Origin of the sequence: Mycolicibacterium helvum, assembly GCF_010731895.1 — a bacterium.
GTDB lineage: Bacteria > Actinomycetota > Actinomycetes > Mycobacteriales > Mycobacteriaceae > Mycobacterium > Mycobacterium helvum.
In genome coordinates this window covers 1,731,652-1,756,597 of record NZ_AP022596.1, presented here as the reverse complement: position 1 = coordinate 1,756,597, position 24,946 = coordinate 1,731,652, and the positions used below count along the sequence as shown (strand labels likewise).

Annotated in this window: 25 protein-coding genes; 15 read left to right on the top strand and 10 right to left on the bottom strand. The window is 67.5% G+C overall.

Features of this window, described 5'->3' with window-relative positions; genetic code table 11:
- The first annotated feature begins 1 nt into the window (after position 1).
- Entirely contained in the window at positions 2–832 is an 831-nt protein-coding gene (locus G6N38_RS08225; RefSeq protein ID WP_163747076.1) for an oxidoreductase, read from the top strand.
- A gap of 6 nt (positions 833–838) precedes the next feature.
- On the opposite strand, the gene G6N38_RS08220 is transcribed toward G6N38_RS08225, so the two are convergent.
- Complete coding sequence (locus tag G6N38_RS08220) at positions 839–1,795, bottom strand: LysR family transcriptional regulator (RefSeq protein WP_163747075.1); 957 nt, start codon at positions 1,793–1,795, stop codon at positions 839–841.
- Between the two features lie 23 nt (positions 1,796–1,818).
- Between G6N38_RS08220 and G6N38_RS08215 the strand changes: the two genes are divergently transcribed.
- The 8 genes from G6N38_RS08215 to G6N38_RS08180 are packed head-to-tail and all read left to right on the top strand — an operon-like array spanning position 1,819 to position 10,459.
- Positions 1,819–2,988, top strand: a complete 1,170-nt coding sequence (locus G6N38_RS08215) for an XdhC family protein (RefSeq protein ID WP_163747074.1) — start codon at positions 1,819–1,821, stop codon at positions 2,986–2,988.
- 59 nt (positions 2,989–3,047) lie between these two features.
- Positions 3,048–3,947 (top strand): FAD binding domain-containing protein, encoded by a 900-nt coding sequence (locus tag G6N38_RS08210; protein WP_163747073.1) that lies wholly within the window; start codon positions 3,048–3,050, stop codon positions 3,945–3,947.
- 3 nt (positions 3,948–3,950) lie between these two features.
- Positions 3,951–4,427, top strand: a complete 477-nt coding sequence (locus G6N38_RS08205) for a (2Fe-2S)-binding protein (protein ID WP_163747072.1) — start codon at positions 3,951–3,953, stop codon at positions 4,425–4,427.
- The gene (locus G6N38_RS08200) at positions 4,424–6,814 is read left to right on the top strand and encodes an aerobic carbon-monoxide dehydrogenase large subunit (protein WP_163747071.1); all 2,391 of its coding nucleotides are present in this window, start codon (positions 4,424–4,426) and stop codon (positions 6,812–6,814) included. The genes G6N38_RS08205 and G6N38_RS08200 overlap by 4 nt, the downstream gene beginning before the upstream one ends.
- Position 6,815: 1 nt before the next feature.
- Complete coding sequence (locus tag G6N38_RS08195; RefSeq protein ID WP_163747070.1) at positions 6,816–7,694, top strand: XdhC family protein; 879 nt, start codon at positions 6,816–6,818, stop codon at positions 7,692–7,694.
- The gene (locus G6N38_RS08190; protein WP_163747069.1) at positions 7,691–8,572 is read left to right on the top strand and encodes an AAA family ATPase; all 882 of its coding nucleotides are present in this window, start codon (positions 7,691–7,693) and stop codon (positions 8,570–8,572) included. The genes G6N38_RS08195 and G6N38_RS08190 overlap by 4 nt, the downstream gene beginning before the upstream one ends.
- Positions 8,573–8,582: 10 nt before the next feature.
- The gene (locus G6N38_RS08185; protein WP_163747068.1) at positions 8,583–9,260 is read left to right on the top strand and encodes an SRPBCC family protein; all 678 of its coding nucleotides are present in this window, start codon (positions 8,583–8,585) and stop codon (positions 9,258–9,260) included.
- The gene (locus tag G6N38_RS08180; RefSeq protein ID WP_163747067.1) at positions 9,257–10,459 is read left to right on the top strand and encodes a vWA domain-containing protein; all 1,203 of its coding nucleotides are present in this window, start codon (positions 9,257–9,259) and stop codon (positions 10,457–10,459) included. The genes G6N38_RS08185 and G6N38_RS08180 overlap by 4 nt, the downstream gene beginning before the upstream one ends.
- Here G6N38_RS08180 and G6N38_RS08175 read toward each other — a convergent pair.
- Complete coding sequence (locus G6N38_RS08175) at positions 10,456–10,686, bottom strand: hypothetical protein (RefSeq protein WP_163747066.1); 231 nt, start codon at positions 10,684–10,686, stop codon at positions 10,456–10,458. The two genes, G6N38_RS08180 and G6N38_RS08175, sit on opposite strands and share 4 nt — an antisense overlap.
- Before the next feature lie 143 nt (positions 10,687–10,829).
- The gene (locus G6N38_RS08170) at positions 10,830–11,486 is read right to left on the bottom strand and encodes a VTT domain-containing protein (RefSeq protein WP_163751875.1); all 657 of its coding nucleotides are present in this window, start codon (positions 11,484–11,486) and stop codon (positions 10,830–10,832) included.
- A gap of 136 nt (positions 11,487–11,622) precedes the next feature.
- Between G6N38_RS08170 and fbaA the strand changes: the two genes are divergently transcribed.
- Positions 11,623–12,660 carry a class II fructose-bisphosphate aldolase gene (fbaA, locus tag G6N38_RS08165; protein ID WP_163747065.1) on the top strand — a complete coding sequence of 346 codons (1,038 nt, stop codon included), beginning with the start codon at positions 11,623–11,625 and terminating at the stop codon, positions 12,658–12,660.
- Between the two features lie 90 nt (positions 12,661–12,750).
- Here the strand turns inward: fbaA and G6N38_RS08160 are convergent, their stop codons facing one another.
- A complete protein-coding gene (locus G6N38_RS08160) occupies positions 12,751–13,482 on the bottom strand; it encodes an Rv0361 family membrane protein (protein WP_163747064.1) in 732 nt (243 codons plus the stop codon).
- 91 nt (positions 13,483–13,573) lie between these two features.
- Between G6N38_RS08160 and G6N38_RS08155 the strand changes: the two genes are divergently transcribed.
- Positions 13,574–13,990 carry a DUF3151 domain-containing protein gene (locus G6N38_RS08155; protein ID WP_163747063.1) on the top strand — a complete coding sequence of 139 codons (417 nt, stop codon included), beginning with the start codon at positions 13,574–13,576 and terminating at the stop codon, positions 13,988–13,990.
- A 14-nt stretch (positions 13,991–14,004) separates the two neighbouring features.
- Here the strand turns inward: G6N38_RS08155 and G6N38_RS08150 are convergent, their stop codons facing one another.
- From G6N38_RS08150 to G6N38_RS08135, 4 genes are all read right to left on the bottom strand, one after another.
- Positions 14,005–15,771 carry an FUSC family protein gene (locus G6N38_RS08150; RefSeq protein WP_163747062.1) on the bottom strand — a complete coding sequence of 589 codons (1,767 nt, stop codon included), beginning with the start codon at positions 15,769–15,771 and terminating at the stop codon, positions 14,005–14,007.
- A 5-nt stretch (positions 15,772–15,776) separates the two neighbouring features.
- Positions 15,777–16,673: a cation diffusion facilitator family transporter gene (locus G6N38_RS08145; protein ID WP_163747061.1), complete on the bottom strand. Its 897-nt coding sequence runs from the start codon at positions 16,671–16,673 to the stop codon at positions 15,777–15,779.
- Positions 16,674–16,908: 235 nt separating this feature from the next.
- Positions 16,909–17,688 carry a site-2 protease family protein gene (locus tag G6N38_RS08140; protein WP_163747060.1) on the bottom strand — a complete coding sequence of 260 codons (780 nt, stop codon included), beginning with the start codon at positions 17,686–17,688 and terminating at the stop codon, positions 16,909–16,911.
- A gap of 36 nt (positions 17,689–17,724) precedes the next feature.
- A complete protein-coding gene (locus G6N38_RS08135) occupies positions 17,725–18,333 on the bottom strand; it encodes a peptidase M50 (RefSeq protein ID WP_163747059.1) in 609 nt (202 codons plus the stop codon).
- A gap of 69 nt (positions 18,334–18,402) precedes the next feature.
- Here G6N38_RS08135 and G6N38_RS08130 point away from each other — a divergent pair, with 69 nt between their 5' ends.
- The 3 genes from G6N38_RS08130 to G6N38_RS08120 are packed head-to-tail and all read left to right on the top strand — an operon-like array spanning position 18,403 to position 21,077.
- A complete protein-coding gene (locus tag G6N38_RS08130; RefSeq protein ID WP_163747058.1) occupies positions 18,403–19,701 on the top strand; it encodes an adenylosuccinate synthase in 1,299 nt (432 codons plus the stop codon).
- Positions 19,698–20,363, top strand: coding sequence for a PaaI family thioesterase (locus G6N38_RS08125; RefSeq protein ID WP_246227780.1), 666 nt, complete (start codon positions 19,698–19,700; stop codon positions 20,361–20,363). Before G6N38_RS08130 ends, G6N38_RS08125 begins: the two co-directional genes overlap by 4 nt.
- A gap of 18 nt (positions 20,364–20,381) precedes the next feature.
- Positions 20,382–21,077: a hypothetical protein gene (locus G6N38_RS08120; RefSeq protein WP_246227778.1), complete on the top strand. Its 696-nt coding sequence runs from the start codon at positions 20,382–20,384 to the stop codon at positions 21,075–21,077.
- Positions 21,078–21,080: 3 nt separating this feature from the next.
- Here the strand turns inward: G6N38_RS08120 and G6N38_RS08115 are convergent, their stop codons facing one another.
- Positions 21,081–22,286 (bottom strand): cytochrome P450, encoded by a 1,206-nt coding sequence (locus G6N38_RS08115; RefSeq protein ID WP_163747057.1) that lies wholly within the window; start codon positions 22,284–22,286, stop codon positions 21,081–21,083.
- Between the two features lie 9 nt (positions 22,287–22,295).
- A complete protein-coding gene (locus G6N38_RS08110; protein WP_163747056.1) occupies positions 22,296–24,395 on the bottom strand; it encodes an MMPL family transporter in 2,100 nt (699 codons plus the stop codon).
- A 60-nt stretch (positions 24,396–24,455) separates the two neighbouring features.
- Here G6N38_RS08110 and G6N38_RS08105 point away from each other — a divergent pair, with 60 nt between their 5' ends.
- Positions 24,456–24,929, top strand: a complete 474-nt coding sequence (locus G6N38_RS08105; RefSeq protein WP_163747055.1) for a MarR family winged helix-turn-helix transcriptional regulator — start codon at positions 24,456–24,458, stop codon at positions 24,927–24,929.
- Positions 24,930–24,946: the final 17 nt, after the last annotated feature.

The window sequence follows — 24,946 nt, the reverse complement described above, 5'->3', positions numbered from 1 at the left end:
GATGGGTTGCTGGCTGGTTACCGGATGCTCTACCGGTATCGGACGCGAGATCGCCCGGGCCGCATTGGAATCCGGAAACAATGTGGTGGTGACGGCTCGGCGGATCGAGTCGGTGCAGGATCTGGCCGACGAGTTCGGTGATCGTGCGCTGGCCATTGCGCTGGACGTCACCGACAAGGATCTGATCAATGACGCGGTGGCTGCGGCCGATGCCACGTTCGGCGGGGTGGACGTGCTGGTGAACAACGCCGGCAACGGGTACCTGTCCGCAGTGGAAGAGGGTGAGGACGCCAAGGTCCGACTCTTGTTCGACACCAACTACTTCGGTGTCGTCGACACCATCAAGGCGGTGCTGCCGTCGATGCGAGAGCGTGGGTCTGGCCACATCATCAACATCTCGTCGATGACGGGACTTGTGGCCAACCCGCCCAACGCCTACTACTCGTCGACGAAGTTCGCGCTCGAAGCGCTCACCGAGGCACTCGCCCAGGAGGTCAAACCACTCGGGATCAAGGTGACAGCCATCGAGCCCGGCGCCTTCCGCACCGATTGGGCCAAACGGTCGATGTGGGAATCATCCACGCCGATTGGTGATTACGACGACAACGTCGGTACCCGCAAAGCCCTGATCAAGGATTTCGCCGACCACCTGCCCGGGGATCCACGCAAGGTCGCCGAGGCAGTGCTGATGGTCGCAGGCCTCGACGAGCCGCCGTTGCGTCTGTTGCTCGGCCGCGACGTCCTCAAGGCGGTCCGGGACAAGATCGCTGCGCTGTCGGCGTCGATCGACCAGTGGGAAGCCGTCACCAAGGACGTCAATTTTCCGGACTAGCGGTGCTCAACTCCACAGCGTCACATGGACTTTGGGGCGAAACCTCGTCACCCCAACGCCGGTGCCGCGGATCATGGCTTGGGTGCAGCGCGGGGTGGTGATGAAGTTCAACAGTTCGGTGACCGCGGGCTGGCGGGCGCTCACCGGCAAGGTGGACGCACACCATTCGCCGGACAGCTGCAGGCCCGGCCCCTTAACGTGCACCAGCCGGCCGGCGGAGAGGTCCTTGCCGACGGCGAAGCCGACCGCGAGTGACACCCCACCGACCCGCTGGACCTCCTCCAGCGCGGCGGCATCGCTCTGAAAGATCCGCTGACTCGCCTCAGGTATCGCCAAAGCCCGCAGGACTGACGCGATCTCGCCGTCAACCCCACCAGCTGACGGGCCGAGCATCCACTGCTGCTCATGCAGCAGCGCAGCAGCGGGAGTACCGGTGGCCAGCGGACTTCCCGCCGAGGCCACGGTGATGATCTGGTACTTCAGGAACGGCCGCACGGTGATGGCGGCACCGGCCTGGGTAGCTGCCGGGCCGAGCGCGATATCCACCGCCCTGGACTCGATCAGGTCGCGGAACCGGCTCGTCGGATGCACGCTCAGCTCGACGGAGAGATCGTCGGCCCTCGACGAGAACAATTCGATGAGCCCCGGCGCGGCGTGCTCGGCGAACGCGCTCGACGCGGCGATGCGCAACAGCCGGCGGCCATGCGCGGCCTCAGTCACCTCGATGGCGGTTTGCTGCTGCAGGCCGAGTATTTCGATGGCCCGGCTAGCCAGCCGCAAGCCGCCTGGGGTGAACGCGAGTCCGGCCGACGTCCGGCTGAACAACGGGTCGTCGAGCTCCTTGCGCAGCTGCGCCACATGCATGGAGATGCCGGCATCGGAGACGCCCAATTCCGCGGCTGCCGCATGCACTGAGCCCAACCGCACGACGGCCGAGAAGGCTCGAAGTTGCGCCGGCGTCACTAAATCAGCCTACTTTTGAAGTCGTGCAGGACGTTCTCGCGGAACTGGCCGCGATCTGGCGAACCGGTGAAACCGCCGGACTGGGCACCGTGGTGCGCACCTTCCGGTCGGCTCCGCGCCAGCCGGGCGCGGCCATGGTCGTCGCACCGGATGGGTCGGTCGCAGGCTCCGTGTCGGGCGGCTGTGTGGAGGGCGCGGTCTACGAGTCGGCCGCCGACGTCGTCGCCACCGGTATGCCCCGCCTCGAGCGCTATGGGGTCAGCGACGATGACGCGTTTGCCGTCGGGCTCACCTGCGGCGGGATCCTCGACATCTTCATCGAGCCGGTCTCGCAGCGCAGCTTTCCGCACCTGGACCAGGTCATTGACGCCATCGCCGGGCACCGGCCGGTGGCGATCGCCACCGTAGTCACCCATCCCGACCCGGATTGGCTGGGGCGCCGGCTGGTCCTCGGACCAGACCTGGTCGAAGGTGCGCTGGGATCGGCCCGCGCCGACGCCGCGGTGACCGACGACGCCCGCGGTCTGTTGGCAGCCGGCCGTAGTGAGGTGCTGACCTACGGCCCAGACGGGCAACGCCGCGGCGAGGGCATGGAGGTGTTCGTCGCCAGCCACGCGCCGCGCCCGCGGATGCTGGTCTTCGGGGCTATCGACTTCGCGGCCGCGGTCGCCCAGCAAGGCTCGTTCCTGGGTTATCGCGTCACCGTGTGCGACGCTCGCGGCGTGTTCGCCACCCCGGCCCGGTTCCCTACGGCCGACGAGGTCGTGGTCGACTGGCCGCACCGCTACCTGGCCGCGCAGGCCGCGGCCGGGGCCATCGACGCCCGCACGGTCGTCTGTGTGCTCACCCACGACGCCAAGTTCGACGTTCCGCTGCTGGAGGTGGCGCTGCGGCTGGACCTCGGCTACATCGGCGCGATGGGATCGCGGCGCACCCACGATGATCGGCTGGCACGGCTGCGCGAGGCGGGGCTCACCGATGCCGAGCTGAGCAAACTCGCCAGCCCGGTCGGGCTGGACCTGGGAGCCCGCACCCCGGAGGAGACGGCGGTCTCGATTGCCGCCGAGATCATCGCCCGCCGCTGGGGCGGCGGGGGACTTCCCCTGTCGGCTCTCGACGGACGGATTCACCACGACGACGACGTTAGCCCTCCACTGTCAGGGGAGTTAAGCGATCACTTAAGTCGCTATTGACGGTCCTGAAATAGCAGGCCGACACTGGGGTCCTCTTCGGCGGACGTGAGGTCGGTCACATGCAAGTTCCTGGTCCCTTCGAGTACGAACGCGCCACCAGCGTCGACCACGCAGTCGGGCTGCTGGACCGACTGGGGGAGGGCGCGTTCGTCGTCGCCGGCGGCCACAGCCTGCTGCCGATGATGAAACTGCGCATCGCCAACCCCGAGTACCTGATCGATATCAACGACCTGGCCGGTGAGCTTGGCTATCTCGCTGTCGAGCCGACCCTGGCTCGGCTGGGTGCGATGACCCGGCACCGCGAGGTCCTGGAGTCCGCCCCGTTGCACGAGGTCTGCCCGATCTTCGCCGACGCCGAACGGGTCATCGCCGATCCGGTGGTGCGCAACCGCGGCACCGTCGGCGGATCGCTGTGCCAGGCCGATCCCGCCGAGGACCTGTCCACCGTGTGCGAGATCCTCGACGCGGTGATCGTGGCCCGCGGCCCGTCCGGCCAGCGCGAGATCGGCATCGACGATTTCATTCTCGGGCCGTACGAAACTGCGCTGGCGCACAACGAGATCCTCACCGAGGTGCGGATACCGCTGCGCCACAACACTTCCAGCGCCTACGCCAAGGTTGAACGCCGGGTGGGGGACTGGGCGGTGACCGCGGCCGGTGCCGCCGTGACGCTTGACGGCGACCAGATCGTCGCCGCCCGGGTCGGCTTGACGGCAGTCAATGCCGTAGCCGATGGCCTCGCCGCCGTGCGCGCGGCGCTGATCGGGGCGTCGCCGAGCGAGGAGACATTCGCCGAAGCCGGCCGGTTGGCCGCCCAGGCCTGTGAGCCCGCCACCGATCAACGCGGCACCGCGGACTACAAGCGGCACCTGGCCTCCGAGCTGACCATCCGGACCTTGCGCACGGCGGTTGCACGAGTCCGCGCAGAGGCCGGCTCCCGTGGACAAAGGAGGAACTGACCGATGCATGTCACGATGAGCGTCAACGGCGAGCAGGTCAACGGCGAGATCGAACCCCGGATGCTGCTGGTGCACTTCCTCCGCGACCAACTGCGTCTCACTGGAACCCATTGGGGCTGCGACACATCCAACTGCGGCACCTGTGTTGTCGCTGTCGACGGTGAACCGGTGAAGTCGTGCACGATGCTGGCCGCGATGGCCTCTGGCCACGACGTCCGCACGGTCGAGGGGCTGGCTGATGGCGCCACGCTCGACCCCGTGCAGGAAGGCTTCATGCAGTGCCACGGCCTGCAGTGCGGGTTCTGCACCCCGGGCATGATGATCACCGCCCGAGCCCTGCTGGACCGCAACCCCGATCCGACCGAAGACGAGATCCGCGAAGCCATTTCGGGGCAGATCTGCCGGTGCACCGGCTACACCACGATCGTCCGCTCGATCCAATGGGCTGCCGAGCATGCGAACCAGGAAGTGGAAGCATGACTACTGTAGAGCGCCGTCCCGAGGACACCGCCGACAACGACAAGAAGCCCTGCGGCTACGGCCGGATGCTGCGCAAGGAAGACCCCCGGTTCATTCGCGGCCGCGGCAACTACGTCGACGACGTGCAGCTGCCCGGCATGCTGCACCTAGCCATTCTGCGCTCGCCCTACGCGCACGCCACGATCAATAGCATTGACATCACCGCCGCGCAGGCCCATCCGAAGGTCAAGGCCGTCGTCACCGGTGCCGATCTCGCTGAGAAGGGACTGGCGTGGATGCCCACGCTGTCCAACGATGTGCAGGCCGTGCTCGCCACCGACAAGGTGCGCTTTCAGGGCCAGGAGGTGGCGTTCGTTGTCGCCGAAGACCGCTATTCGGCGCGAGATGCGTTGGAGCTCATCGACGTCGACTACGAGCCACTGGATCCTGTCATCGACGTCCGCACCGCACTGGACCCCTCGTCGCCGGTGATCCGCACCGATCTGGAGGGCAAAGCCGATAACCATTGCTTCGACTGGGAGACCGGCGACGCCGCGGCCACCGACGCGGTCTTCGCCAAAGCGGATGTCGTCGTCAAGCAGGAAATCGTTTACCCGCGAGTGCATCCCGCGCCGATGGAAACCTGCGGTGCGGTGGCAGATCTGGACCCGGTGACGGGCAAGCTCACGCTGTGGTCGACCACCCAAGCCCCGCACGCCCACCGCACGTTATACGCGTTGGTGGCCGGCCTGCCGGAGCACAAGATCCGGATCATCTCGCCCGATATCGGCGGCGGCTTCGGCAACAAGGTGCCGATCTACCCCGGGTATGTCTGCGCAATCGTCGCCTCGCTGGTGCTCGGCAAGCCGGTCAAGTGGATGGAGGACCGCAGCGAGAACCTGACCTCCACCGGCTTCGCCCGCGACTACATCATGGTCGGCGAGATCGCTGCCACCCGTGACGGCAAGATCCAGGCGATCCGTTCTACCGTGCTGGCCGACCACGGTGCGTTCAACGGCGTTGCCGCGCCGGTGAAGTATCCGGCCGGCTTCTTCGGGGTATTCACCGGCAGCTACGACATCGACGCCGCGTACTGCCACATGACCGCGGTGTACACCAACAAGGCACCCGGCGGCGTCGCCTACGCCTGTTCGTTCCGCATCACCGAAGCGGTCTACTTCGTCGAGCGGCTGGTGGACTGCCTGGCCTTTGAGCTGAAGATGGATCCGGCTGAACTTCGGTTGGCGAATCTGCTTCGCGCCGAGCAATTTCCGTACAAGTCCAAGACCGGTTGGGTGTATGACTCGGGTGACTATGAGGCCACCATGCGACTGGCCATGGACATGATCGGCTATGACCAGCTGCGCGCCGAACAAGCCGAGAAGCGGGCCCGCGGCGAGCTGATGGGCATCGGTATGTCGTTCTTCACCGAAGCGGTGGGGGCCGGTCCGCGCAAGGATATGGACATCCTCGGCCTCGGCATGGCCGACGGCTGCGAATTGCGCATCCACCCGACCGGTAAAGCGGTACTTCGGCTTTCGGTGCAGACGCAAGGCCAGGGGCATGAGACGACGTTCGCCCAGATCGTCGCCGAAGAACTCGGCATCCCACCCGACGACATCGATGTCGTGCACGGCGACACCGACCAGACCCCGTTCGGGCTGGGCACCTACGGCAGCCGGTCCACCCCGGTGTCGGGTGCGGCAGCGGCGTTGGTGGCGCGCAAGATTCGCGACAAGGCCAAGATCATCGCCTCCGGCATGTTGGAGGCATCGGTGGCCGACCTGGAATGGGAGAAGGGCTCGTTCCACATCAAGGGCGATCCCTCGGCCGCGGTGACCATCCAGGACATCGCGATGCGCGCCCACGGCGCCGGGGACCTGCCCGAGGGTCTGGAAGGCGGTCTGGACGCCGAGGTCTGCTACAACCCGGAGAACCTGACCTATCCGTACGGGGCGTATTTCTGCGTCGTCGACGTCGACCCGGGCACGGCGGTGGTCAAGGTGCGGCGCTTCCTGGCGGTCGACGACTGCGGGACCCGGATCAACCCGATGATCATCGAGGGCCAGGTGCACGGCGGCATCGTCGACGGCATCGGTATGGCATTGATGGAAATGATCGCCTTCGACGAGGAAGGCAACTGCCTGGGCGGCTCGCTGATGGACTACCTGATCCCGACCGCCGTCGAAGTCCCACACCTGGAAACCGGGCACACCGTGACACCGTCACCGCATCACCCCATCGGCGCCAAGGGAATCGGTGAGTCGGCCACCGTCGGCTCACCACCCGCGGTGGTCAACGCGGTGGTGGATGCGCTGGCGCCGTACGGTGTCCGGCATGCCGATATGCCACTGACCCCGTCTCGGGTGTGGGAAGCCATGCAGGGCCGGGCCACCCCACCTATCTGAGATGACCACCATCGCCGAACGTGCCAAACAGCTGCTGTACGAACGTAAACCGTTCGTTCACGCCACGGTGGTGCGCGCCCAACCGCCGACATCGGCGCGCGCGGGTGATGAGGCGATCCTGCTCTCCGATGGCTCGATCGAAGGATTCGTCGGCGGGGAGTGTGCCCAGAACTCGGTACGTAAGGCCGCGCTCGGCGCGCTGCAGGCCGGGGAGAGCGTGCTGCTACGGGTGCTGCCCGACGGCGATGTTCACTTTCCTGACGCTCCCGGTGCCTGTGTGGTGGTCAACCCGTGCCTGTCCGGCGGGGCGCTGGAAATCTTTCTGACTCCTCAGTTTCCGGCTCCGCTGGTCCGGATCTGTGGCAGCACACCGATCGCCGAGAACCTGGCGCAGGTGTGCGATGTCCTGGGCTACGAGGTCCGCCGCGACCACGACACCAAAGATTTCGACGGCGCCACCGCCGTGGTGATCGCCACCCATGGCGGGGCTGAAGCTGAGACCATCCGTGCCGCGCTGGATGCCGGGGCCGGGTATATCGGCTTGGTCGCCAGCCGCGTTCGCGGGGCGTCGGTGCTCGACGTGCTGGACCTCGACGAGTCCGATCGGGCGCGGGTGCACACCCCGGTGGGATTGCCGATCGGAGCCAAGACACCGGCCGAGATCGCCGTGTCGATCGCCGCGGAGGTGATCGCCGGAATCCGCAGGGACGGACTGCCGGTCGCCCCGCGTCCGGACGACGTACCCGCGACCGCGGTGGATCCGGTCTGTGGGATGACGGTCGTGATCGGTGCCGCCACCCCACATGTCCGGACCGGCGAAAAGGTCCACTGGTTCTGCTGCCCGGGCTGCCGAAGCGAATTCGTGGCGGCGCAGGCGTGACATTCACCAGCGTCGACGACGTTATCGGCCGGTTCGACGAATGCGGGTATCTGCTCGACGAGGGTACGGCCTCGGCGTTCTATCTGGCAGCAGCGCTGAATCGACCGCTGCTGCTCGAAGGAGAGCCGGGCGTCGGAAAGACGACGGCCGCGAAAACCCTTGCCGCGGTGCTCGATACACCGCTCATCCGGTTGCAATGCTACGAGGGGCTAACCGCTTCCGAAGCGCTCTATGACTGGAACTATCAGCGACAACTGTTGGCCATCAAGCTCGCCGAATCCCGCGCGGCAGCGATCGACGAGTCCGACCTCTACAGCGAGACCTACTTGGTGGATCGGCCGATCCTGGCCTGTGTGCGTCATCGCGGACCCGTGCCTCCGGTTCTGCTCATCGACGAGATCGACCGTGCGGATGACGAATTCGAGGCACTGCTGCTGGAATTCCTCGGCGAATCGGCGGTGACGGTGCCCGAGCTCGGCACCTTCGTCGCGCAGCGTCCGCCGGTGACGGTCCTGACCTCCAACCGCAGCCGCGATCTGCATGACGCGCTGCGCAGGCGCTGCCTCTACCACTGGATCGATTACCCGGAACCGATCCGCGCGGCGGCGATCGTGCGGCGCAGCGTGCCCGGTGCGACGGCGCCACTGATCGAGCACGCCACCCAGTTCGTCGGCCGGGTCAGGGACCGTGATCTGGACAAACCGCCCGGGGTCGCCGAGACCATCGACTGGGTCGCTGCGCTGGTCACACTCGGGGTCGGTGATCTGGTCGACCCGACTGCACTGGCAGGCTTGAGTGCACTGGCCAAAACCCCAGACGACAGCGCAGCCGTGCGCGATGCGTTCACGGAGTACCGCACTGAACTGGCCACTGGATGAGGAAGAGCCCATGAAGATCGACAACGAGTTCACCGTCAGCGTCCCGATCGCGCAGGCCTGGGCAGTCCTCACCGATATGGAACAGGTGGTCCCGCTGATGCCCGGTGCGCAGCTGACCGGTCAGGAAGGCGACGATTTCCTGGGCAAGGTCAAAATCAAGGTGGGCCCGGTGAACAGTGAGTTCGCCGGTAAGGCGCACTTCGTGGAGCGCGACGAGGCAATCCACCGGGCCGTCGTCGACGGTCGGGGCAAGGAAGCGCGGGGCACGGGTAACGCCGCCGCCGTCGTCACCCTGCAGCTGCACGAAGCCGGCGATCAGACGCGCGTCACCGTCGAAACCGATCTGAAGATCGTCGGCAAGCTCGCCCAGTTCGGCAGCAGCATGCTGCAGCAGGTCTCCGAGAAGCTCCTCGGACAGTTCGTCGACGCGCTGGAGGCCAAGCTGGCCGCGGGCAACGAGCCCGTTGCGGCGGGCGTCGTGGCCACCCCGGCGACACCGGGGGCCGACGCCCTCGGCGCGCCGGCTGCCACCGCGGCAGCCCGACCCGCCCCCGCACCCGAGCCGGAGCCGATCGACCTGCTGCAGCTGGCTGGCGGCACCGCGGTCTCGAAGTATGCCGCGGCGGGTCTGGCCGCCCTGGTGCTGTTGATCCTCATTGCGCTCGTGCGCCGGCGGCGCACCGAGTGACCTCGCCGGCGCTGCTGCGCGGTGTCGACCTGGCCGCATTCGCGGCCGCCCTGGTCGCCCGCCTGCGCGCCGGTGGTGTGGTGGTTGCGGCCAGTGGGCCTGCGGCGTTCGTCGCCGCGATGCGCGAGCTGGTGCCGACGTCGCGAATCCAGCTGTACTGGGCGGCACGCCTGGCCCTGGTGAACCGCGTCGATGACCTGCCGGCCTTCGATGCCGTATTCGAGGCGGTGTTCGCCGACGCCGTCCTGCCGGTCGATCCGATCACGCTGCGCGCCCAGCGTGGCGTGGCGGCCGGCCCGATTCCTGCGGCCGGGCATCGCGATGGCACCGGCCCACCGGCCGGCGGGTTGCCCTGGGCCACCCGTCCGCCGTCGCTACGCACCGCCGACACAAGCGGCGATGCGGCCGGGATTCCCGACGTGCTACCCAGCCGGATCGTGGTGCGCGCCGAGCAACCCTTTGAGGAATTCGACGACGCCGACCTGCGCCTGATCGGCACCTGGCTGGAGCAAGCAGTCGCGTTCTGGCCGACGCGGCGCACGCTGCGCACCGAAACCAATCGGCACGGCAAGCGGATCGACCTGCGCGCCACCATGCGAGTCGCCCGGAAGACCGGGTGGGAACCGGTGGTGCTGGCCCGGACCCGGCCTCGACGACGGCGGCGCCGACTGGTGCTGGTATGCGACGTCAGCCGGTCGATGCAGCCGTATGCGGCGATCTATCTGCACCTGATGCGGGCTGCGGCCTTGCGTCAGGCGGGTTTTCATCCCGAAGTGTTCGCGTTCTCGACCACGTTGACGCGGTTGACCGCGGTCATGGCGCACCGCTCGCCGGAGATCGCGCTGGCCAAAGCCAACGCCAAGGTGTCCGACCGCTACGGCGGTACCCACCTGGGGGCCTCGATCGGCGAACTACTGGCGCCCCCGCATGGCGCCGTGCTGCGCGGTGCGGTGGTGATGATCGCCTCAGACGGCTGGGACAGCGACCCGCCCGAGATCCTCGAGCGCGCCTTGGCCCGGCTCAAACGCCGGGCCGCCCATCTGGTTTGGCTGAACCCGCGCGCGGCGGCGCCTGGTTTTCAGCCGCTGGCCGGCTCGATGGCTGCCGCGCTTCCGTATTGCGACGTGTTCCTGCCTGCGCACTCACTGAGTGGGCTGCAGGAGCTGTTCGCCGCGCTGGCGCGGCTCGAGCATTCTTAGCTCTGCGGCTTCGCGACCATCAGCGGGCCGCTCATCGACCCGTCGACAGCGGCCTTGTAGCTTCCCTGGGTGCCGTCGGTATCGATTGCCGCACCACCAACGCCGCTGTCGCCGTCCTGGACGGCAAACGTCGTCGTCGGACTGGCCACAGCAACGACCGTCGGGCCCACTGCGGTGGCGAGCGCGATGCCGGCCACTACGACCGCTCCCTTGAGAATTAGCTTCATATCCCCCGTGTCCTTTCGCTTGATCAGCGAAAATTACCGGCGGTTGCTGTGAGAAACGCTGTGTGCTACCTGGCAAATTGCTGGGCCAGCCGGCCGCGTGGCGGCGCGTGGCGGCGCGGTGAGCAAAACTCTCTTTGAGTTCGCTACGACTCGGTGACCGGTTCGGTCGCGGCTTTGGCGGCCTTGCGGCGCTTGTACCACTCCCAGATCATCGGGGCGATCGACACAACCGCGATGAGGATGAAGATCGGCTCGAGGAGTTTCTGGATGATCTCGAACTGGCCCAGCCCGTAGCCGAGCAGTGTCAGGCCGACCCCCCACAGGATCGCGCCGATGACGTTGTAGAGGGTGAAGACGCCGTACTTCATCTTCGCTGCCCCCGCGGTGATCGGAGCCAGTGTCCGCACGATGGGGACGAACCGGGCTAGCACGATCGCGAACGGCCCACGCTGCTCGAAGAAGATGTGGGCCTCGTCCAGGTAGCGCTGCTTGAGGATCCGCGCGTTCGGCTTGAACATCGCGGTACCGAGGAAGCGACCGACGAAGTAGCCCACCTGCCCGCCGAGAATCGCGGCGATCGGGATGAACACCAACAGCTGCCACAGTTGGAAGCTGGCGGCCACGTCGGCCCCGCGTGCGGCGGTTCCGGCGGCCAGCATGCCCGCCACGAACAGCAGCGTGTCGCCCGGCAACACAGGGAAGAGCACGCCGGATTCGATGAAAACGACGACCAGAATGCCGACCAACGCCCAGGTGCCGAACTGCTCGATGAGCTTGAGCGGGTCGAGAAAGTCCGGCATGAGCGCCAGGGTGGTGGTGGTCACGACGCCCAAGGGTACCGGGGGCTACTGGCTAGGAAGGATCAGCGCCCCGTGCCGGTCGACGGGCTTCTTGACATACTGACTTCGTTCAGCGCCAGCGTCGAGAGGAAGTGCCATGCCCATCGCAACGCCCGAGGTCTACGCGGAGATGCTGGGCCGCGCCAAGGAGCACTCGTTCGCATTCCCGGCGATCAACTGCGTCGGCTCGGAGAGCGTCAACGCGGCGATCAAGGGTTTCGCCGACGCCGGCAGTGACGGCATCATCCAATTCTCCACCGGTGGAGCCGAATTCGCTTCCGGACTCGGTGTCAAGGACATGGTTACCGGCGCGGTAGCCCTCGCCGAGTTCGCCCACGTGGTCGCCGCGAAGTACCCGATCACGGTGGCGTTGCACACTGACCACTGCCCCAAGGACAAGCTCGACGGCCTGGTCCGTCCGCTGCTCGCGATCTCCGCCGAACGCGTCAGCAGGGGCCAGAACCCGCTGTTCCAGTCCCATATGTGGGACGGCTCGGCGGTCCCGATTGACGAGAACCTGTCGATCGCCCAGGAACTGCTCAAGCAGGCGGCCGCCGCCAAGATCATCCTGGAGATCGAGATCGGCGTGGTCGGCGGTGAAGAGGACGGCGTCGAAGCCGAGATCAACGAGAAGCTGTACACGTCGCCGGAGGACTTCGAGAAGACCATCGAGGCCCTTGGCGCCGGTGAGCACGGCAAATACCTGCTGGCCGCGACGTTCGGCAATGTGCACGGTGTCTACAAGCCGGGCAACGTGGTGCTCAAGCCCGAGGTGCTGGCCGAGGGCCAGCGGGTTGCGTCGGCCAAGCTCGGTCTGCCCGAGGGGTCCAAGCCGTTCGACTTCGTCTTCCACGGCGGGTCGGGCTCGCTGAAGTCAGAGATCGAGGACTCGCTGAAGTACGGCGTGGTGAAGATGAACGTCGACACCGACACCCAGTACGCCTTCACCCGTCCGCTCGCCGCGCACATGTTTACCAACTACGACGGCGTGCTCAAGATCGACGGCGAGGTGGGCAACAAGAAGGTCTACGACCCGCGCAGCTACCTCAAGAAGGCCGAGGCTTCGATGGCCGAGCGCGTTGTCGAGGCCTGTAACGACCTGCACAGCGCGGGCCGTTCGGTCTCCGCGGGCTAGATCCGCCCGGTCGCGTCCACGACATCGACATCAGGGCTGCGGATCAATCCGTTTGCGCGACCCTGGTGTCGATCTCGGCGGGTCTGAAGCTCAGGAGGACTGGCAGATCTTCCACTGGTTGTCGCGGAACTGCAGGTCGAAACTGCGGGTGGACCGAGTGGCCGGATCGAAGGCCATGAATGAGGTGACGTTGGCCTCAGCGTGGTCGCCGTTGACGACGACCTCGTCGATGCTGGCCACCACCGGGTACTGCCGGGCCGCGGCCACCCGCGCGTGGGTGTCCGACCAGGCTTGGTCGTCGTACTTGACGTAGCTGTCCCTGGTCTGGCCGCAGGTGATGCCGCGCAGCGCGGCCAGGTCGCCGGTTTGCACCGCCGCATCGAAGCTCTGGATCGTCGAGCGGACCAGGTCCTCCTGGCTCGCCTTGGCCGAATCGTCGCGGGTGAGCAAGAAGGTGACCGCGACCGCGACCGCGGCCAGCGCCGCGATGACGGCGATCACGGCGAGCACCAGGGCCCAGCTGCGCCGGCGTGTCGGAACCGGACGCGGTGGGATGGCCTGCGGGCCGGTCCGTGGCGGTCCGGAGACTGCGAAGACCTCGGTGGGGGTTGAGAAGATCTCGGTCTCGGGGTCCGGTGTGCGGTCGATGATCTGCGTCGAGCCTGCATCGAATCCCGGTGCGGTGTAACGCCGTTCGGGCGATGCGTCGGCAGCCCCGATCACCTCGGTGGCCGCGTCGGTCTCCTGGGTTGGCTGCTCGTCGTCTCTTCCGACGATCGCGTTGGTCGCGTCGTCGTGGTCGGGCCCGGATGGGTTCGACATGGGGTGCTGCCGTCCTCCTGAAGTGCTGGTGCTTTGACCCTAACGGTTGGGTATGACCATCCGCTGGCGGTGGCACCGGCACAATGGGCCAATGACATCGTTTGGTGATCTCCTGGGCCCTCCGCCTGTGCTGCTGCCCGGTGATATCGAGGCCGAAGCAGAGCTCCTGGCCGGTGAGAAGGCGGCGATCGTGGCCGCCGCTCATCCGTCCGCATCCATAGCGTGGGCCGTCCTGGCCGAGGAAGCGCTGGCCGACGACAAGGCAGTCACCGCGTACGCCTACGCCCGGACCGGTTACCACCGCGGCCTGGACCAGCTGCGCCGCAACGGCTGGAAGGGCTTCGGCCCCGTCCCGTATCGCCACGAACCCAACCGCGGCTTCCTGCGCTGTGTTGCGGCCCTGGCACGCGCGGCCGACAACATCGGGGAGACCGAGGAGTTCGCCCGCTGCCTTGACCTACTCGACGACTGCGATCCGGCGGCCAGGGTCGAACTCGGGTTGGCCTAGCCAGACAGTCCGGCCTAACGATCCAGCGCTCGGCGCAGCTGCGTGATCACGTCGGCCAGGAAGGCCGGGGGATCCCCCGGTTCGGGCGGTGGGTCACCGCCGCGTACCGCGGCCGCCAGCGCCCGTAGCGCCAGGACGTCCGGTTGGGCTGAGCGGCCGTCGAACAGCGACCGGCCGAACTCGACGCCGTCAGCTCGGTGCTCGATGGTCCAGCAGGCCGCGATCGTTCGGTAGGCCAGCTGCTCGCTCGCCGCGACCGCGGGCAACAACTGTTCGGCGATCGCCCGGTTGCGCGGCGAGCCGGCCAGCATCGCCTCGTCGGCCTCCATCAACCCGATCGTGGCGATCTGCAGGTCTCGCCGGGCCGCCCGGGCTGCCAGCCCGGCGGTGTCGCCGGCGGCGATGTATCCGAAGACGTCGGCGGCCGCCTCGAGCGTGCGCCCGACGGCGTCGGGCAGCCGGGTGACCTCTTGCCGGCGTGCGGCCACCAGATAGACCGTCACCCCGACCGCGCAGCCGATCATGGTGTCGATACCGCGTGCCAGCAGCAGGTGGCCGATGTCGACGGTATGGGTTCCCGACGAGATCGTCAGCGCGGTCGTTGTGATGAAAACCGTCGCCAGCGCATAATTTCGGACCACCAGGAGCTCGATGACGAAATTCAACAGCGCTAGCAGCAGCACCAGCCACAGGTCCTGGGGGTGTAGCGACAGGATGACCCCGGCCAGCCCGAGGCCCACCCAGGTGCCCAGCAGCCGCTCGGCGCCGCGGCGCAAGGTCCGGCTGCGGTCGGTGCCCTGATGCAGCACCAGCACCGCGGCCGCCATCGCCCAGTAGGCGTGGTCGACGCCCAGTGCCATCGCTGCCGCACCGGCTAGCGGGACCCCGATCGCGACTCGCGCCATGATGTGGCGGACATGCGAGCCGGGGCTGACTGCGCGGCGCAACACGGTCACCAGCGGTGGGCTGCCCAGCGGGATCCGGTCGGCGGCCCTGGTCGCAACGGTTTCCGGGGCCAGCTGCAGCGCACCGAGTCGGCGGGCCTGTTCGGCGGACTCCGCGGCTGGGGTGGCGCCCTGTGCGGCGGCGGTCACTGCCGCGGTGAACAGGACGTGCACCGCGTGGTTGGCGGCACGCAGCCGGTGCAGGACGCTGGTCTGTGGCGCCGGCAGCGGCTGGTAGTTGACCAGCACGCTCCAGGACCTGTGCAATGCGCTTGCCGCGCGGTGGCGGGCCGCTCGTTCCTGCAGGGTGTTGGCGGCCTCGATGTAGCCGGCCACGGCCTCGGCGGCCGCTGCGACCGCGGCCCGCTCGGGCCGGCGGAAGCCGGCCAGCGCGCCAGCCATCTGCACGATCCAGGCCACCGCCCCGCCGGCCAGCACCAGCATCCCGATCGTCCAGGGCGCCAGGTGGGCTGCCGAGACACCGATACCGGCAGCGCAGGCCACCACGAACACGTACGCCCCTGGCGGTCCGACGGCCAGTGCGTTGCACAGCCACACCGCCGCGACGGCCACCAGCGACACGGTCGCGACGCCGAGCCACGGCACCTGCGCCGACCAGTCGCCCAGTGCGACCGCCGCTGCCAATGACACCGCTACCGTCGCCAGCTCGATGCCCCGGTTGGCGTAGGGCCGGTCGCCGCCGAAGCGTGACGTGAAGGCCCCCAGGGTGGCGATCAGCCCGGAACTCATCGCCCCCGCGGCCCAGCCGGCCGTGACGGGGATCGCGGTGCTGATCGCCGCGCGCAGGCCGATGGGCCAGCGCGGCGGGGTGCTCAACTAGCTCACCAGTCGGTCTGTCCGGGGCAGTCGTCGGCGCATCCGGGCGGCTCGACCTGCACCGTCGCATGGTCTAGTCCGCGGGCGGCCAACACGGCCCTGGCGTCGTCGAGCACCCGGTCGGAGTCCCCGCTACTGGTCAGATGAGCGGTGCACATGTCCTTGCCGGGAACCAGCGTCCACACGTGCAGGTCGTGGACCTCGGTGACCCCATCGACGGCGGCCAGCGCGGCGCGCAGCTCCTCGACGTCGATGTGCTGGGGTGAGGATTCGGACAGGATCCGCAGGGCGGCGCGGGCCAGTCCGATCGCGCGCGGCAACACCCACAGCGCGACGAACACCGCGACCACCACGTCGGCGTAGGGCCAGTGCGTCGTCACGTTCACGATGCCGGCGATCAGCACGCCGATGCTGCCGACGGTGTCGGCCACGACCTCCATGTAGGCGCCCTTGACGGCGAGGCTTTCGTGGGATTGCGAGCGCAGCAGCAGAACCACCGCGAGGTTGGCGATCAGGCCGGCGAGAGCCACCACGATCATCGGGACGCCTGGGATCTCCGGCGCGTTGCCGAGCCGCTCGATCGCCTCGTAGAGGATGAACGTCGCGACGCCGAGTAGCAGGACGGCGTTGGCCACCGCGGTGAACACCTCGGCGCGATGCCAGCCGTAGGTTCGGGCCGCTGATGCCGGACCGTGACGGGCCAGCAGCACGGCGGTCAGCCCCATGAACATGGCGACCAGGTCGGTCAGCATGTGGCCCGCGTCGGCCAGCAGGGCGATCGAATTGATCATCAGCGCGGTGGTCAGCTCGATGACGAAGAACACGGTCAAGATGCCCGCGGCGATCAGCATCCGGCTTACCCGCGCATCACCACCGTGGCTGTGGTCGTGTCCTGAACCCATGCCCGAAATATATGCACAAAGACGCATATGTGGCAAGGGCTGGTGCGCGTTGTTCGTGTGAGTTGGGTCTTGGAAAGGACGTTCGTCCCCAGAACCCAAATATTTGTCCCAAATACTGCGAACTCGCGCCCAGCTCGCATACGGCTCGCTAGGTTGAAGTTTGCCAACCGGGGGATGAAACCGAGTCGGGGGGCAACGACGGAGGGGATCGCTGCCCTCCGCCTTGGTGTCCGAATCAGACCCAGGCGGACCAGAAGCGAGTCAGCTGTGCGCCGATCGATGCCAGCGGTGCGGGCACCCCGGACAGGTCGAAGAACCAGAACACCACCGAGAAGAACCACTGGTTCAACGCCGGCGCCAGCAGCAGCACGATCAGGAACAAGAACCCGAACTGTTTGGCCGGTGCCACCGCGCGCTGCGTCTCGGGGCTCAGGTGCGGTTCCAGCGCTCCGTAGCCGTCCAAGCCGGGGATCGGCAGCAGATTCAGCAGCAGGGCGGTGATCTGGAGGAACCCCAGGAACGCGACCGCCGACCAGAACACCCCGTGGGCCGGGTCGAAGAACACCCGGGTGACTACCAGCAGGGCGACGGCCAGCACCAGGTTGGCTGCCGGGCCTGCCAGGCTGACCAGCGTGCGTTGACGTGGGGTCATGAACGCCGTGCGGACGTACACCGCGCCGCCGGGTAATCCGATACCGCCCAGGGCGATGAACAGCAGCGGCAGGCCCAGGGACAGCAGCGGGCTGGAGTACTTCAGCGGGTTGAGCGTCAGATAGCCGCGCATCGCGACATCGTGGTCGCCGAACCGCCAGGCCGTGTACGCGTGACCGAACTCGTGCAGGCACAGCGACACCAGCCAACCGGCGACGACGAAGGTGAACACCCCGACGTACGCCAATGGCCGCACGGAGGCGGCGGCCAGCCAGGCCAGCACCCCGCCCGCGACGGTGAACGCCACGATCACCAAAAAGACGGGGCTGGGCCGCACCGACTGGTGCAGCGGACGGATGTTCACCTCACGAAACTACCGGACACCCCGTGTGACCTGGGGTCACGAGACCCGCAGCCAGCCCGTCGTGTGCCGATAGAACGCCGACCGTTTCGCCTCCCTGGGCAGCTCGACGCCGTCGCGCACGACGCGAGCGCCGGTGGTGCCGAGCTGGACGGCCCGGCCGGTCAGCCAGCGTCTCGGACGCATCCGGCTGGTCAGTGCGGCCGCCCGCAGGCCCGGCATCGAGGCGGTCGGCTCGATGCGCACGGCCGTCACCTCACCGTCGAACAGCACGTCGTCGTCCACGACGGCCTCACCGTAGATCACCCGGTCGTCGCCGGGCGGAAGCCAGAACGCGGCATCGATCAGCGCCGTACCTGTCTCGTCGCGGATCAGCGGAATACGTTGCGCCACACCGGTTAATGCCCGTCTGGCGCCGCGCCACCGGGACACCAGCGCCACCTCGATATCGAGGCGTTCGGTGCGCATCAGTCGGGTGAGCACCGTCGCCAGGTCGGCCGCCGAACCCACGATCACCACCCTCGACGCCCCCTTCACGGCGGCATCGATCGCGTCCGGATCGGGGTCGTCATGACGCGGCAACGAGGCCAGCGCACGGGGCAGACGGGTGCCCCCAAAACGCAACACGGAGATCTCGGTGTTGGTCAAGGACACTCCTGGTGCTGTGCTCCGATAGGGTAGGTCACCGGCTGCACCACAATAAGCAGGAGAAACGCGATGCCGGCAATCGTCCTGATCGGCGCCCAATGGGGCGACGAGGGCAAAGGAAAAGCCACCGACCTACTCGGTGGACGCGTCCAATGGGTGGTGCGCTACCAGGGCGGTAACAACGCCGGGCACACCGTGGTCTTGCCCACCGGCGAGAACTTCGCGCTGCACCTGATCCCGTCCGGCATCCTGACACCGGGGGTGACCAACGTCATCGGCAACGGTGTCGTCGTCGATCCGGGCGTGCTGCTGGGTGAGCTGGCGGGGCTGGAGGATCGCGGCGTCGACACCTCGGGGCTGCTGATCTCCGCGGACGCCCACCTGCTGATGCCCTATCACGTGGCCATCGACAAGGTCACCGAGCGCTACATGGGCAGCAAGAAGATCGGCACCACCGGCCGTGGCATCGGACCCTGCTACCAGGACAAGATCGCCCGGATGGGCATTCGCGTCGCCGACGTCCTGGACCCCGACCTGCTAGCCGCCAAGATCGGCGCCTCGCTGGAGCTCAAGAACCAGGTGCTGGTCAAGATCTACAACCGCAAGGCGCTGGACGCCGACGAGGTCCTCGAGGCGCTGCTGACTCAGGCGGAGGGCTTCAAGCACCGCATCGCCGATACCCGCCTGATCCTCAACACCGCGCTGGAGTCGGGTGAGACGGTGCTGCTGGAGGGGTCGCAGGGCACGCTGCTCGACGTCGACCACGGCACTTATCCGTACGTCACCTCGTCCAATCCAACGGCCGGCGGTGCCGCCGTCGGGTCGGGGATCGGCCCGACCCGCATCACCACCGTGCTCGGCATTCTGAAGGCGTACACCACCCGGGTCGGTTCGGGCCCGTTCCCTACCGAGCTGTTCGACGAGAACGGTGCGTATCTGGCCAAGACTGGTGGCGAGGTCGGGGTGACGACGGGCCGCCCGCGCCGTTGCGGCTGGTTCGATGCGGTCATCGCCCGTTACGCCACCCGGGTCAACGGCATCACCGACTACTTCCTGACCAAACTCGACGTGCTGTCCAGCTTGGAGACGGTGCCGGTGTGCGTCGGCTACACGGTCGACGGCAAGCGCACCAGCGAGATGCCGATGACCCAGAGCGATATCGCCCGCGCCGAGCCGATTTACGAGGAATTGCCCGGCTGGTGGGAGGACATCTCCGGGGCGCGCGAGTTCGATGACCTGCCGGCCAAGGCGCGTGACTACGTGCTGAGGCTAGAAGAGCTTGCCGGAGCTTATGTTTCGTGCATCGGCGTGGGTCCGGGCCGGGATCAGACCATCGTGCGTCGCGATATCCTGGCGCCGCGAGCGTGAGCGGTGATGAGCGCCTGCGTCAACAGCGGACTGGTAATGAACGCGAACTCGACCCTGACTACTACAAGCACGGCGGCTTCCCGAAATTCGAAGTCGCCCAACCCGGCGAGGGTTTCGGCCGGTTCCTGACGGCGATGCGCCGCGCGCAAGACCTGGCCGTGTCGGCCAACCCGGACCCGGATACCTGGAGCGCGGCCGCCGACCGGGTCGAGGAACTGGTGACCATGCTGGCCCCGTTCGAGGCTGCGGAGGGGGTCGGCCCGGCCAACCGAGTGCCCAGCCTGCCCGGTGCCGGCAGCCTGCTGATGGCGCCGTACCACGTGACCAAGTTCGATGCCGAGGCTGTCGAGTTGACCGTCCGGTTCAGCCGGTTTCACGTCGGCGGCAACTATGCCGTGCACGGCGGTGTGCTGCCGTTGATGTTCGATTCGGTGTTCGGGATGGTCATCCATGCGACCGGGCGCCCGATCAGCCGGACCGCCTTCCTGCATGTCGACTACCGCAACGTCACGCCGATCGACACTGACCTGACGGTGCGTGGCTGGCTGCGGGAAGCTGAGGGACGCAAGGCGTTCGTCAACGCCGAGCTGAGAGACCCAGATGGAACGCTCTGCGCCGAATCGCACGGTTTGATGGTGCGTTTGCTGCCTGGGCAGCCCTGAGTCTGTCACCATGACGACGTGCCCGACTCCATCATTGGCGCCAAAAGCTCGGCGACACCGAAAACCCTGACCACGCCGCGGGCAGCCGCGGTGGCCGGCGTGGCGTTCGCATTGTTGTTCGGCGCCAACCTGATCCTGATCCGCTCGTCGTTGCCGGAGGGCGCGGAACCGGGCACACAGTGGCTGGACGCGGCGGGCGGCAAGATGAAGATCGCCGCCATGTTGATGCCATTCGCGGGGATCAGCTTCCTGTGGTTCATCGGTGTCGTCCGCGACAACCTGGGCCGCCTCGAAGACCGGTTCTTCTCCACGGTCTTCCTGGGCAGCGGATTGCTTTTCCTGGCGATGATGTTCGTGACGAGCGCGATCGGGGCGGGCCTGGCGGCGACCAACGGCGCGGTGGGGCACGACCAGCCCGGTCATGCCGAGGTGGCCCTGTTTGGGCAGATGACCGTGCTGGCGCTGTCGAAGACCTATGCCCTGCGGATGGGCGCGGTGTTCATGATGTCGTTGGCGACGATCTGGCTGCGCACCGGTCTGATGCCGCGCTGGCTGGTGTATGCCAGCTATCTACTCGCGGTTTCGCTGTTGATTGCCGGCGATATCAGCATGTGGTTGACGCTGGGGTTCCCGATCTGGGTGTTGGCCGTCAGCCTGCTGCTGCTGACCCGCGCGGGCGTGTTCGAGGGGCTCCATGACGAGCACGAGTCCTGAGGTTCACCAGGTCACCGGCAGCGATCGTAGGCCGTAGATGAAGTGGAATGGTTTGAACTCGATCTCTTCGAACGGCGCAGCGCACGCCAGGCCCGGAAAACGGCGCAACAGCGCGGGGAAAGCGATCCGCATCTCCATGCGGGCCAGCGGCGCCCCCAGGCAGTGATGCGCACCGTGTCCGAAGGCTAAGTGTCCTAACACATCTCGTCTGATGTCCAATGCGTCGGGGTCATCGACAAGCGCTGCATCCCGGTTGCCCGACGCCAGTGCCGCCAGCACCAGGCTGCCTGCCGGGATGTCGACCCCGGCAATCTCGACATCGGCCGTGGTGATCCGGGGGATGCTGCTGTGCACGATTGACAGCCAACGAAGGAGTTCCTCGACGGCCGGGGCGACCGCGTCCGGGTCGTCGCGGACGGCGGCGAGTTGCGCGGGGTGCCGCAACAGCGCCAGCGTGCCCAGCCCCAGCATGTTCGACGTCGTCTCGTGGCCGGCGAGTAGCAGCAGTGCCGATATCCCGATGAGCTCGTCGTCGCTGAGCTCATCGCCGTGCTCGCGCACCAGCATGCCGAGCATGTCCGCGCCCGGCGCGCGGCGGGCCGCGGCCACCAGCGAGCCCATGTACTCGCGTCCGGCCCGCACCAGCTCCAGGCGTTCGGGAATCGGGATGGACAGGTCGAGCTGGCGGGCACTGCGGCGCTGGAAATCGTCCCAGTCGGCGTACGGCACGCCGAGCAGCTCGCAGATCACTAGCGAGGGAATCGGCAGGGCGAAGTCGGCCACCAGATCGGCTGGTGCGCCCGCCTGTTCGATCGCATCGAGGCGGGACGTGACGATCTCCGCGATACGCGGCTCAAGTGCCGTCATCCGGCGCACGGTGAATTCGCCGGTGAGCATCCTGCGCAGCCTGCTGTGCTGGGGCGGGTCGAGGGCCAACAGGTTGCCCGCCCGGGCACTGGCCTGCTCGTCCTCGGCCAGCTGCGGCGCGCCGGGCACCACGAAACCGGGTGGTCTGGCGTTGGAGAAGTGCTCGTGATCCGAGAGCACCGCCTTGATGTCGTCATACCGGGTGATCAGGTACACCTGCATGCCGAACGCGTTGACGGCGGTGACCACACCGCTGCGTTCGCGGATCTCGCGCAGCTCGGGTGTCGGGTCGAACCCGTTGCGCCGCATATGCAGTGGCGGCAGCGCGGCGGCATTCGTCATGCCACGACGTTACGCGCCCTCGACCCGCTCGATCTCGCTGCGGGTGAATGCCGGCCACCAGATCGCCGGCCCGATCAGCGTGAACAACGCCGGGATCACGACCGTGCGCACCACGAATGTGTCCAGCAGGATGCCCAGGCCCACGATGATGCCCAACTGAGTCATCACGATCAGTGGCAGCACACCCAGCACGGCGAACACCGCGGCCAGCACGATGCCGGCACTGGTGATGACCGCGCCGGTCGCCGACACCGCCCGCACAATCCCGCCGCGGGTGCCGAACTGCGCTGTCTCCTCGCGGGCGCGGGTGACCAGGAAGATCGTGTAGTCCACCCCGAGAGCGACCAGGAACAGGAACGCGAACAGCGGTGTCGTGTTGTCCAGCGCCTGGAAACCGAGCAGATGCACGCTGACCCAGCCACCCAGCCCGAGGGCGGCCATCGTGGACAGCACGGTGGCCCCCACCAACACCAGTGGAGCCAGGGCGGCCCGCAGGAGGGCATACAGCACTGCGAGTACCACGATCAGGATGGCGGGAATCACCACCCAGCGGTCGCGCACCGCAGCATTCTTGGCGTCCAGCGCCTGGGCGTCCGAGCCGCCCACCAATCCGGCGGGGTCAGCCTGGTGCACCGAATCCCGCAGGGCGGCAATGGTATCGAAAGCTGCTGCCGACGCCGGCTCGGCATTGATGACGACCTGCCACTGGGCCAGCCCGGTTGCGGACTGACCCGCCGGGTTGGCCGAGACAACGCCAGGGGTGGCCAGGATGGCCTGGTTGACCGCCGCACTTCTGTCGGCGCTGGCGATCACCCGGGTCGGGTCGGTGAGCCCGCTGGGGAAATGCGCGGACAGCGTCCGGTAACCGGCCACCGAGTCCGCGCTCACCCGGAACTGGTCGATCTGGTTGAGCCCCACCGGGGTTACCAACAGGCCGGTGGCCAGCACGGCCAGCACCGCGGTGGCCGCGACGGCGACCCGCCCGGCATGCTCGGACACCCAGTCGGCGACCCGATGCCAGGCCCCGGTGTCGGTGGTCTCCTGGGCGCCGGCGCGAGGGATGAACGGCCAGAACAACTTCGGGCCGAACAAGGCCAGTAGGGGCGGCAGCATCAGCAGCACGAACACCGCGGCGACCAGCAACCCCGATGCGGCTTGTACCCCGAGGCTGCGGGTGCTGGGAGACGACGCGAACAGCAGCGTCAGCAGGGCCAGCACCACGGTGGCATTGCTGGCGGCGATCGCCGGACCGGCGAATCGGACCGCGGTGCGCAGCGCTTGGCGATGTCCCGTTGTGTGGCGCAACTCTTCCCGGTAGCGCGAGATCAGTAGCAGCGCGTAGTTGGTGCCCGCGCCAAACACCAGGACGCTGGTGATACCGGATGTCGAACCGTCGGCGGCCAGGCCGGTGGCCTCGGCGATGGCCGAGCCCAGCACCGCGGCAACCCGATCGGCGAACGCGATCACCAGCAACGGCACCAGCCACAGCACCGGTGAGCGGTAGGTGACGATCAGCAGCAGGGCGACCACCGCTCCGGTGACGGCCAGCAGGGTGATGTTGGCCCCGGCGAAGGCGTTTGCGATGTCGGCACCGAACGCCGGCCCACCGGTGACGCTGACCGCCAGGTCGGTGGGCAACCCCGTCTTGGCGGCTTCCCGCAGCGCCTTCACTTCGTCGCTGAGTGCGAAGCCGGACAATGAGGAGGAGACCGGTACCGGGGCGAGCGCGGCCTTGCCGTCGTCGGCGGCGGTGACCGGGATCGGCGGGCCACCGGTGCCGGCGGCGGCGACCATGCGCCCGCGCGCCGCTTCGGCCGCGGCCAGGTCGGTCGACGTCAGTGATTCGCCGTCGGCGCGGGTGACGACGAGGATCACCGGTGCCGCCTCACCGCCGGGAAATTCCTTGAGCAGCTCAGCGACCTGGGCTGACTCGGAGCTAGGTGGCAGGGACACCGGTGATTGTTCGGCCGAGGAGCTCTGCCCGATGGCGCCCAGCAGCCCGCCGCCGATCACCGCCACGAGCAGCGCTAACAGCCAGGAATGCCGGTTGCTGACGAGATCGCCGATGCGATCCCACAGCGGCCGCCTGGCATCGAGTCCTCGGTGCATGACGTCCAACATAGCTTCAATTTCTTAACATTTCATCTACTTAACGGATATCCTGGAGTGGTGGATAACGCCGGCCGGACCGAGCTGGAGTCGGCCATGGTCGCCGACGTTCAGGCGTTGTCGGCCGAATCGGATCAGATCGGCCGGGCATTCGCCAGCGTCCATCAGCTCTCGGCCAACGACTTCCGGGCGCTGGTGCACATCATGGTCGCCGAGAACGCCGGCGCCGCGCTGACTGCCGGGGAACTGCGCACCAGGATGGGCTTGTCTGGTGCGGCGATCACCTACCTCGTCGAGCGGATGATCGAATCGGGGCACCTGCGCCGCGACTCCGACCCGTCCGACCGCCGTAAAGTGATCCTGCGTTATGCCGACCACGGCATCGAAGTGGGCCGGGCTTTCTTCACCCCGCTGGCCACGCACACCCACCGCGAGCTGGCCGATCTCCCGGACGAGGATCTTGCTGCCGCGCACCGGGTGTTCACCGCCGTGCTGGCCGCGATGACAGCCTTCCGCGCCGACCTGGATTCCTGACTCGCAGGTTTGGCAGA